Genomic DNA, 11,623 nt, shown 5'->3' with positions numbered 1-11,623 from the left:
AATCCCATGTCGGGCTTTATGGAGATCAAGCGGCGCCGCTCGGTGGGCGTGAAGGTCGGCTCCGTCACGGTCGGCGGCGACGCGCCGGTCGTGGTGCAGTCCATGACCAATACCGACACCGCCGACGCGGAGGCGACGGCCAAGCAGGTCGCGAGCCTCGCGCGGGCCGGCTCGGAGCTCGTGCGCATCACGGTCGACCGGCCGGATGCGGCCGCCGCCGTTCCGGAGATCCGCGACCGGCTCGTCGCCATGGGGGTCGAGGTGCCGCTGGTCGGCGACTTCCACTATATCGGCCACAAGCTCCTGAGCGACTTTCCGGCCTGCGCGGAAGCGCTCGACAAGTACCGCATCAATCCGGGCAATGTCGGCTTCAGGGACAAGCGCGACAAGCAGTTCTCGATGATGATCGAGAAGGCGCTCGAATACGGCAAGCCGGTGCGCATCGGCGTCAACTGGGGCAGCCTCGACCAGGAGCTCCTGACGCGGCTCATGGACGAGAACGCCAAGAGCGACGCCCCGCTCGACGCGCGCGCGGTGATGCACGAGGCCATGGTGCAGTCGGCGCTCCTGTCGGCGGCGCGCGCGGAGGAGATCGGCCTTGGCCGCGACCGCATCATCCTGTCGGGCAAGGTCTCCACGGTCCAGGACCTGATCCGCGTCTACCGCATGCTGGCGGAGCGGTCCGACTATGCGCTCCATCTGGGGCTCACCGAGGCGGGCATGGGCTCGAAGGGCATCGTCGCCTCGACCGCCGGCCTCGCCGTCCTGCTTCAGGAGGGCATCGGCGACACGATCCGCATCTCGCTCACGCCGGAGCCCGGCGGCGACCGGGCGGAGGAGGTGCGCGTCGGCCAGGAGATCCTGCAGTCCATGGGCCTGCGCTCCTTTATGCCGATGGTCACCGCATGCCCCGGCTGCGGGCGCACGACCTCCACCGTGTTCCAGGAACTCGCCCGCGACATCCAGGCCTATGTGCGCGAGCGCCTGCCGGAATGGCGCGAGCAATATGCGGGCTTCGAGGATCTCCAGCTCGCCGTGATGGGCTGCATCGTGAACGGCCCGGGCGAATCCAAGCACGCCGATATCGGCATCTCCCTGCCGGGCACCGGCGAACTGCCCTCCGCCCCGGTCTTCATCGACGGCGAGAAGGCCATGACGCTCAGGGGCGAGGATATCGCCGAGCAGTTCAAGGTGATCGTCGAGGACTACGTCTCCCGCCGCTACGGGCTCGGCGCGTCGCCGGAGACGGCCAGCGCGGCGGAATAGGTATTCGCCCCGGCGAGGCCGCAAGCCGGGCCGCTTGCTGGATGCCCGCCTGTGCGGGCATGAGCGGTTGTCGACAAGGACGTTCGATTTTTCCGCTCGCTCCCGCGAAGGCGGGAGCCCATGAGCCATGGAGTATGGCTCAAATGGTTCCGGCTAAGAGACGCCCTAGCGCATCCCGCGTGCGACGAGGCGGGCCTCCAGGCCCGCCCAGGCGATGAGCGCCACGACCTTCGCGATCTCCAGAATGCCATAGGCCATGTGATGGATCGACGGCTCGAGCGGCTTGCCGGCGATGACCATGGCCGTGCGCTCGTCGAGCGCGGGCAGGAGCCACGAGGTCTGCAGGAGCAGGATCACGATGATGGCGAGCATCGCGATCAGGCGCGGCTGGGTGCGCGCGCCGAGCACCACGACGAGGGCCAGGAGCGCGGCGAGGCCCCATTCGGCGATATTGAGGGCGGCGAAGGTGATGCGGCCGATATCGAGCGCGACCGGGCGGTCGAGGCCTTCGGCGCCGAACTTCACGGGCGTCGCGAGGAACGACACGCCGATGACGAGCCCGGCCCACAGGCAGACAAGGCCGATGACGGTCAGGCGCGGCCAGGGGCCCGGAGCGGATGCAGGTGCCATGGAAATTGCCTCTGTGGGGGTGACGGGCCGGTCGGCGCTCAGCGGGACGGATCGCTGGGCCGGGGCGGGGCGCCCGCCGGGGGAAGCCGGAAGAACATGGCGAGCTTGAAGCTCTCCGCGATCCGGCTCGCGCGTGCGATGAAGGCGTCGGCCTCGCGCGGCGGGCAGACCTCGCGCGCGGTCTCGGAGAACAGGGCGAGCCAGCGGGCGAAATGCTCCTCCCGGATGGCCTCCACCTTCATGTGCGCCGGCAGCGGGCGGCCCTTGTAGCGCCCGGTGGTCAGCATGACGGAGGACCAGAAGTCGCACATCTTGTCGAGATGCGGGCCCCAGTCGTCGCCGAGCTCGGCGGCGAAGATCGGCCCCAGGGCCTCGTCGTCGCGCACGCGGCCGTAGAAGGTGTGGACGAGGGTCCGGATCATGTCCTCGCTGACGGCGTGGTCGCGGGGCCGGTCGGCCCCCTGCCGGCTCGGGAGGATTCTCAGGCTGTCGTCTGCCATGGGTGCCCCGACGGATGGGTTCCTGGACTATGGGGGCACGCCGCGAGGGCTGTGCCGCGTGCCCAATATGGGCGATATTGAGCGCGAAAGGGAGGGACACGATGCCCCACCGCGATATCCGCATCAAGCGTGTCTACGAGGCCCCGGACGAGGCCGACGGCACGCGCATCCTCGTCGACCGCCTGTGGCCGCGCGGGCTGAAGAAGGAGACGGCGCGGGTCGACGAATGGCTGAAGGAGATCGCGCCATCGGCGGGCTTGCGCAAATGGTACGGTCACGACCGCGCGCGCTGGCCGGAGTTCAAGGCGCGCTATGCCCGCGAGCTCGAGGACAAGACGGAGCTTCTCGACCGTCTTCGCCGTCGGGCGGCGCAGGGGCGGGTGACGCTCGTCTTCGCCTCGCGCGAGGAGCGTTACTGCAATGCGGAGGCGCTGAAGGAGATCCTTGAGGGGACCGGGTGAGCCCGCCTCACTCCGCCGCCTGGCGCGTATCGCCGATACCGGCGGTCCCGCCCTCTTCCGGGGCGACGGCGGCGGGTCTCGCCCGCCCGCGCACCAGCGAATAGGCCGCGGGAATGACGAACAGGGTGAAGAAGGTGCCGACCAGGATGCCGCCGACGATCACCCAGCCGATATCCTGCCGGCTCTCCGCGCCCGCTCCGACCGCGATGGCGAGCGGCACCGCGCCGAGCGCCATGGCGCCGGTCGTCATGAGGATCGGCCGCAGCCGAAGCGTCGCCGCCTCGATCACGGCCTCGGTCACGGTGTGGCCGTGCGCGCGCATCTGGTTGGCGAATTCCACGATCAGGATGCCGTGCTTCGATATGAGCCCGATCAGGGTGACGAGCCCGACCTGGCTGTAGATGTTCAGCGTGCCGCCGGAGAAATAGAGCGCGGCGAGCCCACCGGCGATGGACAGCGGCACGGTGAGCAGGATGATGAACGGGTCGATGAAGCTCTCGAACTGCGCCGACAGGACGAGATAGATGAAGGCGAGCGCCAGCACGAAGGTCAGGTAGATCTCCGCGCCGCTTTCCTTGAACTCGCGCGACTGGCCGGAATAGTCGACCCTCGCGGTGCCCGGCAATGTCTCGCGCGCCGCCGTCTCCAGATATCCGAGGGACTGGCCGAGGCTGTAGCCCTCGCCCAGATTGGCGGTGATGGTGGCCGCGCGGAGCTGGTCGAAATGGTTCAGCTCGCGCGGGGCGACCGTTTCCTCGATGGCGACCAGGTTGGACAGCGGCACCATGTCTCCGCCCTCCGAGCGGACATGGATGTTGCGCAGGTCGCGCGGCGTGGACCGGTCGGCGCGGGCGAGCTGGAGGATGACGTCGTATTGCTCGCCGTCCCGCTTGAAGCGGGTCACCTGCCGGCCGCCGAGCATGGTTTCCATGGTGCGCCCGATCGTGCCGATCTCGATGCCGAGATTGGCCGCCTTCTCGCGGTCTATCGAGACCGTGATCTGCGGCTTGTTGAGCTTCAGGTCGGTCTCGATATTGGCGAGGCCCGGATAGTCGGCGACCTTGTCGAGTACCGCGTCGACCATCTCCTGGAGCTCGTCATAGGGGCGCGAGGTCTGGATGATGAACTCGATGGGCTTGGCGCTGCCGCGCTGGCCGAGCGGCGCCGGCCTGACGGGAAAGGCCATGATGCCGGGAATGGAGAACATGGGCCCGCCGAGCGCGCCCGCGATCTCCTTGGCGGAGCGCTCGCGGTCCTCCCACGGCGTGAAGCCGAGGAAGGAGATGCCGCGCGAGACGGTCGGATAGCCGACGACGACGAAATAGCGCTCCGCCTCCGGCACGCCCTTGTAGATCTCCTCCAGATCGCGGGCATAGCCGTCCATATAGTCGATGGTCGCACCCTCCGGGCCGACCATGATGCCGATCAGCACACCCTGGTCCTCGTAAGGTGCGAGCTCGGAGTTGAGTTGGCTGTAGAAATAGACGCCGATGCCGGCCACCGCCGCGCCGACGAGCAGCATGAGCACGCGGGCCCTGAGCGCCACGGCGAGCAGCCGGCGATAAAGGCCGGTCATGCCCTCCAGGAAGCTTTCGACGGCCGCGGAGAGCCGGTTGGAGGTGTGGTGCGGCTTGAGCAGCTTGGAGCTCATCATGGGCGAGAGCGTCAGCGCCACGAAGCCGGAAATCAGCACCGCGCCGGCCAGCGCCCAGGCGAATTCGGTGAACAGCCGCCCGGTCTTGCCCGTCATGAAGCCGATCGGCACATAGACGGCGGCGAGCGTCAGCGTCATGGCGACGACCGCGAAGGCGATCTCGCGCGAGCCCTTGATCGCCGCCTCGAAGGGCGTGAGGCCCTCCTCCACATGGCGGTAGATATTCTCCAGCATCACGATGGCGTCGTCGACCACGAGGCCGATGGCAAGCACCAGCGCGAGCAGGGTGAGCGTGTTGATGGAGAAGCCGAACAGAAACATCAGCGCGAACGCGCCGATGAGCGAGACCGGGATGGTGACCAGCGGGATCAGCGTCGCCCGGATCGAGCGCAGGAAGAAGAAGATGATGAACACGACCAGCACGATGGCCTCGCCGATGGTCGTGTAGACATTCTTGATCGACTCGTCGATGAACACCGACTTGTCGTAGGCGATGTTCACGGTCATGCCCTCCGGCAGGGCCTCCTCGATACGCGGCAGCTCGTTGCGCACGGCGGTCGAGACGTCGAGCGGATTGGCGGTCGCCTGCTTGACGACGCCGAGGGCGACGGCGGTGTTTCCCTTGAAGCGGGCGATGCGGCGCTCGTCCTCCGGCGCGAGGGCGGCATGGCCGATATCCTCAAGTCGCACGAGGTAGTTGTCCGCGCGCTTGATGACCAGATCGTCGAACTGCTCGGGCGTGCGCAGATCGGTCTCCGACAGCACGGTGAACTCGCGGTCGGTGCTCTCCACCCGTCCCGCCGGGATCTCCACATTCTGCTGGCGCAGGGCCGTCTCGACGTCCTGCACGGTGATGCCGTAGCCCGCCATGCGCATCGGGTCGAGCCAGAGCCGCATGGAATAGCGCCGCTCGCCGAAGATGCGCACCTCCGCCACGCCCGGCAGCGTCTGGAGCTGGTCCTTCACATAGCGGTCGGCATAGTCGCTGATCTCCAGCGGAGTGTGCCGCGTGGAGGCGAAGGCCAGATACATGATCGGCTGGGCGTCGGCCTCCACCTTCTGGATCACCGGCTCGTCGATCTCGTCGGGCAGGCGCCCGCGCACACGGCTCACCCGGTCGCGCACATCGGCGGCCGCGGCGTCGGGATCGCGGTTCAGATCGAAATTGACGGTGATCTGGCTGCTTTCCTGCCGGCTGATGGAGGTGATGTAGTCGATGCCCTCGATGCCGGCGAGCGATTCCTCCAGCACCTTGGTGACCTGGGTCTCGATGATCGCCGCGCTGGCGCCGGGATAGCTGGTGCGCACATTGACGGTCGGCGGATCGATATTGGGATATTCGCGCACCGACAGGCGCTCGTAGGAGACGAGCCCCACCAGAGCCACCACGAGGCTCAGGACCGTGGCGAAGACCGGCCGGCGTATGCAGATCTCGGAGATCCTCATGACGGGGCCCTCATGATTCTCCCTTGTCGAGCACGGTGACGGGCGCGCCGTCCCTGAGCTTGAGCTGACCGGCCGTGACGACGACGTCGCCGGGTTCCAGCCCCTCGCGGATCTCCACCCGGCCCGCGCGGCGCACGCCGGGCACGACCTTCACGAAATGCGCCTTGCCCTCGGCGACCGTATAGACGAAGCGCTCGCTGCCGCGCGGCACGATGGCCGATTCCGGCACGAGCAGTGCGGTGTCGCGCTCCGCGAGTGTGACCGCGACACGGGCGAACAGGCCGGGCTTCAGCCGGGCATTCTCGTTTGCGACCTCCGCGCGCAGGCGCAGGCTGCGCCCGGCCGCCGTCACGCGCGGCGACATGGCGGTCACCTTGCCCGTGAAGCTTTCGCCGGGCAGGGCGTCGAGCGTGACGGTCACGGTCTGGCCGAGCGCAACATCGCGCAGATAGCGCTCGGGGATGTCGAACGTCACCTTCATGGGATCGACGGAGACGACCTCCACGAGTTCGTCGCCCTTGCTCACATAGTCGCCGACGCTGACCGAGCGGAAGCCGACATAGCCGCCGAAGGGGGCATGGATCCGGGTCTCGTCCAGCCGTTCGCGCGCAACCGCGACACGGGCCTCGTTGATCAGGAGCTGGGCCTGTGCCTCGTCGAGCGCGCGTTCCGTGCCGGCCCGTTTCTGGAGCAGGGCCGTGGCGCGCTCGAAATTCTGCTCGGCAAGCTTCAGGGAGGCCTTGGCCTCCTCCCACTGGGCGCGGAGCAGGTCGTCCTTGAGGCGGAACAGGAGGTCGTCCTTCTTCACCGGGTCGCCCTCGGAAAAGGCAATCTCGGCGATCCGGCCGTCGATCTCGGGGCTGATCACCACGGACTCGTTGGCGGTCAGCCCGGCAGCGGCCTCGATGGTGACGGTGAGGGGCTCCGGTTCGACGGTGACGGCCTCGACGGGTGTCGCGCGCGCGTCTTGCGCATGCGCCGGCACCGCGCCGGGCAACATCGCCACGGCGCTCGTCAGACCGACAATGGCGGCCGCCAAAAAATGATGCAACACGCCCATATTCCGTGCCTGTCAGAAATGGTTCGCCCTGGGCGAGCCGGCTCGCCACGCACTGGCCATAAGCCGTGCACGAACCGTGCCGGACGCCTTCCCCGGTCCGGAAAGCCGTCGCGGATACCGCGACTGCGGCCGCCCGGCGGGACAGTTTGCACCTTTTCAGGAGCGCTGCAAGGCCGACGCGTCGTCGCTTTCCATTCCGGCGAGCGCCTTTTCGAAGGCCGCCATGAGATCCTCCGGCTCGATGCCGGCGAACTCCACATCCTCGCGGGCGAGAACGGTGCGGACGCGCTCCTCGATGGCCGGGCCCTGCGCGGGGCAGCCGGCCAGCGCGGCCTCGAGCCAGGCGACGCTGTCGGTCGGGCGGGGGTGCCAGTCGCCATTGACGATGGCGCGGGACACGACGCCGTCGCGGAGCTTGAGCGCCGCCCAGATGAGCCCGCCCACGGCCTTGGCCCGGCCGCGCAGGACAGTCTCGCCCGGCTTGAGGGGGCCGAAGAGCACATGCTCGGACTTGCCGAAGAGCCAGTCGTCGCTGCCGAGCTCGGCGGCGAGCCTCTCCGCCGTCTCGCGCTCGAACGCGGTGAGCGTGCCGGCCTTGAGGTCGACGGGGCCGAAGGCGTCGGCGGTCACCTGCCGGATCGCCGTTTCCAGCTCGTCGGGGGCGATTGCGCGCCCGGCCTCGCGCTCGAGCCAGGTGTAGCGGGACTTGAGCTCCTTGTGGACCTTGTCCTTCACCTTTTCCGGCGGCATGGGCAGCGCCTTCGCCGCGACATCGGCATCGATGGCGCGGACATTGAGGAGCACGCGCAGGGTCATCACGCCGTCCTCGATCTTCACCGAGGTCGGCATGAGCTTGCGGCCGTCGACCTCGACATCGTTGAGCGGCCGGTAGCGCGCGGGAAAGCCGTAGCGGGCCTCCAGCGTGCGCGCGACGGAGGAGAGCACCTGCGGGAAGGCCTCGCGCGCGGTCTGCGGCACGCCCTCAAGCGCCGTCGGCAGGTAGAAGCACATGAAGACGGAGCCCGCGCCCGCATAGATCGCGCCGCCGCCATTGACCCGCCGGCGCACCTCGATGCCTTCGGCGCGGCAATATTCCATGTCGACGACCTGCAGCGGGTCCTCGTTGACGCCGATGGTGATGGAATCGCGGTCGAAGACGTTCAGGAGAACGGTCGGCGGCGCCTCGCCCGCGGCCACCGCGCGCTCCACGGCGGGCGAGACCGAGATGGAGAAATCCGTATAGGGATTGTGCTCGACAATCAGTCGCCAGTTCCGTTCAGCCATGTCCCGGATCTCCCATCCCTCAGAGCAAGCCCACATCCCGCTGGACGTGGGGTAAGTTGCTCTAACACTCTAAGAACGATCAGCTTCTCTACACTCAGGTGAGGTCACCTGAGTGTAGGTCGATCTAACGCTCGTCGACGGCGAGCGGTCCCTCCGCCAGCGTCTCCTCGACGAGGATGTCGTCGAGCCCGACCAGCGTCTGTGTCCTGAAACTGGTGCGCACCGCCTCCAGCGTTCCGGCGTCCGGCGTGCCCTCGATGGCGAGCGTCAGGTGGTCGCCGCCGGAAGCCTTTCGGGCGACGATCAGCCGGTAACGCCCGGTCAACCCGTCGAGACCCAGCAGCACGGCGCGCATCTCCGACGGGTAGAGCTTCACGCCCTTGGCCTTCACCATGCCGTCGGTGCGCCCGAAGACGACGCGCGGCAGGTTCACGGTGCGGCCGTGCACCGGCGCCGTCTCCCGCTTCACAGTGAGGTCGCCGGTGCGGTAGCGCACGAGCGGCTGGGCCTCCTTGGCGAGATGGGTCAGCACGAGCTCGCCGCGCTCGCCGTCCGCCACGGGCTGCTCGGTATCGGGATCGATCACCTCCGCATGGACCAGCTCGTCGAAGACATGCACGCCCTCCCCGCCGGGGAAGGTGCGCGCCACGGGGAGGAATTCCGACAGGGAGAAGGAATCGACCAGCACCGTTTCCGGCATGGCCGCGCGCACCCGGCCATAAAGCGTGGCGTTGCCCGTGAAGGGCTCGCCGCCGGCGAAGAAGACGCGCGGGGCCGGCATGCCCTTCTCGATGAGCCTGAGCGCGAAGGTCGGGTTGCCGGCGAGCACGGTGACGCCCTCGCGCGCGCAGATCTCCGCCGTCCGCTCCGCCTCGCCCGGTCCGAGCGGCAGGCAGGTCACGCCATGGGCCTCCATCTGGGTCTCGTAGAAGAGCCCGGCGACGAACAGGTGATAGCCGAAGGTGACCGCGCAGACATCGCCGGGCCCGATGCCGCAGGCCTCGAGATGCGTGCGGCAGGCCGCGGTCGCGCGGTCGAGATCGGCCCTTGTGTGCAGGATGGGCATGAGCGCGGAGCCCATGGGCGTCAGGTTCATGCGCACCGCGTCGGGCGCCGAGAAGGCGCCATGGCCGGGTTTCGCCATCTCGCGGGCGAGGTCGTCGCGGCGCATGAGCGGCACGCGCGCGGCGAAGTCCTGCGCGTCGGCGACGCGGCGCGGCAGGCGGTCCCCATGGAAGGGGTGGGAGCCGAGCCGGTCCAGCATCTCGTTCATGGCGTCAAGCGGGAAGCTCATGGGGGCTCTTTCTCCTTGCGGGTCGGGCGCCTTGCGGGGGCGGGGCGTCACGCCGCCTCGCGTCGCCGGCCGGCGAGGAGCCGTTCGCCATAGACGATGGCAAGCGCTGCGAGGCCGATGAGGTCGCTCCTGTGTTCGGGGATCATGAAGCCCGCAGCCCCGACGAAGACTACTGCGACCTGCCACGCCTTGAGCGGCCCCGCGAAGTAGAGATAGCGCTCGAAGCCCGCCGACAGCATCCACACCGCGACGAGCGCGGTGGCGATGGAGACGATCACGGTGACGGTGTCGCCGTCGAGGATGAGGGCCGGATTGTAGATGAAGAGGAAGGGCAGGATGAACAGCACCGAGCCGAGCCGCATGGCCTTGATGCCGGTGCCGAGCGCGGGCGCCTTGGCGATGCCGGCGGCCGCCACCGCGGCGAGCGCCACGGGCGGGGTGATGTAGGACAGCATGCCCCAATAGAGGATGAACATGTGGCTCGCCATCTCGTTCAGCCCCGACTGGACGAGGGCCGGGGCGAGCACGATGGCAAGGAAGATGTAGCAGGCGCTCACCGTCATCCCCATGCCGAGGACGAAGCTCGTCAGCGCGCCGAGCACCAGGAGCAGGAACACATTGTCGCCGGCATACTGGATGAGCTCGCGCGAGAAGGCGTTGCCGACGCCGGTAATCGACAGCGAGCCGACGATCAGGCCGATGCCGGCGAGGATGCCGATCAGATGGGCGATATTGGTGCCGGCCTCCACGACGAGGTCGAGCACGACGCGCAGCCGGTCCATGCCGCTATGGATAACGAGCGCGGTGAACACGAGCACGGCGGAGGCATAGAAGGGCGCCATCGACTCGATATTGCGGAAGACGAGCAGATAGACGAGGAGCGCCAGCGCGAAGAGATAGACCCAGCCCGTCCTGAGCGTGGCCGTGAGCGAGGGGAGCTGGTCGCGCGGCAGGCCCTGAAGCCCGGTGCGCGCCGCATAGGCGTCGGCCTGCAGCAGGAGGACGAGGTAGAACAGGACGGCAGGAACGGCCGCCGCCGTCATCACGTCCACATAGGGCACGTTGAGGAACGAGGCCATGATGAAGGCGACCGCGCCCATGACCGGGGGCATGAGCGCGCCGCCCGTCGAGGCGCAGGCCTCCACCGCGCCGGCATAGGCGGGCGGATAGCCGCAGCGCTTCATGGTCGGGATCGTCATGGCGCCGGTGGAGATGACATTGGAGATGACGCTGCCCGACAGCGAGCCGAAGAAGCCGGAGGCGAGGATCGCCACCTTGGCCGGCCCGCCGCGCGACGACCCCATGAGCCCGGTCGCGAGATCCATGAAGAAGGCGCCGCCGCCGGAGACGGTGAGCGCGACGCCGAAGACGATGAAGCCGATCAAGAGGTCGGAGACGACCCGCATCGGGATGCCGATGATGCTCTCCACGCCCATGGCGTGGGCGGAGACCGTCTCCGCCAGCGTGTACTGGCTGCCCCAGAGCACGCCGGGCATGGACCCGGCGAACAACGGATAGGCACCGAAGACGGCGCAGATGACGAGCAGGGGCAGCCCGCCGCAGCGGCGCACGCCCTCCAGCACGAGCAGCACCAGGATGCCCGAGATCACCGTGGGCGTGGTCGGCGCCATGATGTCCCAGCCCATGGAGATGATGTTCTCCGCGTTCCAGGCGAGATAGGCGCCGACACCCATGGTCGCCGGCACGAGCAGCCAGTCGTACCAGCGCACCCTGTGAGCGTCGCGGCCGCGCGCGGGGAAGGCCAGGAAGGCGATCGGCAGGAACAGTCCGATCAGGAGGTAGTAATAGGCCGTGCTGATCGGCCGGAAGCCGAACAGGCCGAGATGGAAGAGCTGGTTGATGACGAGCGCGACGCCGACGGCCGACAGCGCGAAGACGGCGAACCAGGCCGTGCCCGAGAGGCGCCGGTCCTCGCGTCGCCATCCCCAGTCGGTGGCTGTTTCGTTCTCATGGTCGCTCGTCATGCATCGGCTCGCAGTTCGGTGGGCCGCGTCCCGATCCGCTCGC

9 protein-coding genes are annotated in these 11,623 nt (G+C 68.3%); 2 read left to right on the top strand and 7 right to left on the bottom strand.

Annotation, left to right across the window (positions count from 1 at the left end):
• Nucleotides 1-6: 6 nt before the first annotated feature.
• Nucleotides 7-1,266 carry a flavodoxin-dependent (E)-4-hydroxy-3-methylbut-2-enyl-diphosphate synthase gene (ispG, locus tag HW532_RS10700; RefSeq protein ID WP_213164352.1) on the top strand — a complete coding sequence of 420 codons (1,260 nt, stop codon included), beginning with the start codon at nucleotides 7-9 and terminating at the stop codon, nucleotides 1,264-1,266.
• A 165-nt stretch (nucleotides 1,267-1,431) separates the two neighbouring features.
• On the opposite strand, the gene HW532_RS10695 is transcribed toward ispG, so the two are convergent.
• Together HW532_RS10695 and HW532_RS10690 are read right to left on the bottom strand one after the other, a co-directional pair.
• On the bottom strand, nucleotides 1,432-1,896 hold the full coding sequence (locus tag HW532_RS10695) for a DUF4149 domain-containing protein (protein ID WP_213164351.1): 465 nt from the start codon (nucleotides 1,894-1,896) through the stop codon (nucleotides 1,432-1,434).
• A 38-nt stretch (nucleotides 1,897-1,934) separates the two neighbouring features.
• Nucleotides 1,935-2,396, bottom strand: coding sequence for a group III truncated hemoglobin (locus tag HW532_RS10690; protein WP_246479865.1), 462 nt, complete (start codon nucleotides 2,394-2,396; stop codon nucleotides 1,935-1,937).
• Between the two features lie 101 nt (nucleotides 2,397-2,497).
• On the opposite strand from HW532_RS10690, the gene HW532_RS10685 reads away from it, so the two are divergent.
• Nucleotides 2,498-2,857 carry a DUF488 domain-containing protein gene (locus HW532_RS10685; protein WP_213164350.1) on the top strand — a complete coding sequence of 120 codons (360 nt, stop codon included), beginning with the start codon at nucleotides 2,498-2,500 and terminating at the stop codon, nucleotides 2,855-2,857.
• Nucleotides 2,858-2,864: 7 nt separating this feature from the next.
• On the opposite strand, the gene HW532_RS10680 is transcribed toward HW532_RS10685, so the two are convergent.
• From HW532_RS10680 to HW532_RS10660, 5 genes are all read right to left on the bottom strand, one after another.
• Nucleotides 2,865-5,957 carry an efflux RND transporter permease subunit gene (locus tag HW532_RS10680; RefSeq protein ID WP_213164349.1) on the bottom strand — a complete coding sequence of 1,031 codons (3,093 nt, stop codon included), beginning with the start codon at nucleotides 5,955-5,957 and terminating at the stop codon, nucleotides 2,865-2,867.
• A gap of 10 nt (nucleotides 5,958-5,967) precedes the next feature.
• Nucleotides 5,968-6,957: an efflux RND transporter periplasmic adaptor subunit gene (locus HW532_RS10675; RefSeq protein ID WP_246479956.1), complete on the bottom strand. Its 990-nt coding sequence runs from the start codon at nucleotides 6,955-6,957 to the stop codon at nucleotides 5,968-5,970.
• Between the two features lie 216 nt (nucleotides 6,958-7,173).
• Complete coding sequence (locus HW532_RS10670) at nucleotides 7,174-8,301, bottom strand: lipoate--protein ligase family protein (protein WP_213164347.1); 1,128 nt, start codon at nucleotides 8,299-8,301, stop codon at nucleotides 7,174-7,176.
• A gap of 124 nt (nucleotides 8,302-8,425) precedes the next feature.
• Nucleotides 8,426-9,595, bottom strand: coding sequence for a phenylacetate--CoA ligase family protein (locus HW532_RS10665; protein ID WP_213164346.1), 1,170 nt, complete (start codon nucleotides 9,593-9,595; stop codon nucleotides 8,426-8,428).
• Between the two features lie 47 nt (nucleotides 9,596-9,642).
• Complete coding sequence (locus HW532_RS10660; protein ID WP_213164345.1) at nucleotides 9,643-11,580, bottom strand: TRAP transporter permease; 1,938 nt, start codon at nucleotides 11,578-11,580, stop codon at nucleotides 9,643-9,645.
• Nucleotides 11,581-11,623 lie beyond the last annotated feature (43 nt).

It is taken from the genome of Kaustia mangrovi, from assembly GCF_015482775.1.
GTDB lineage: Bacteria > Pseudomonadota > Alphaproteobacteria > Rhizobiales > Im1 > Kaustia > Kaustia mangrovi.
The sequence above is the reverse complement of the archived record's forward strand: the minus strand, read 5'-3'. Positions and strand labels throughout refer to the sequence as shown.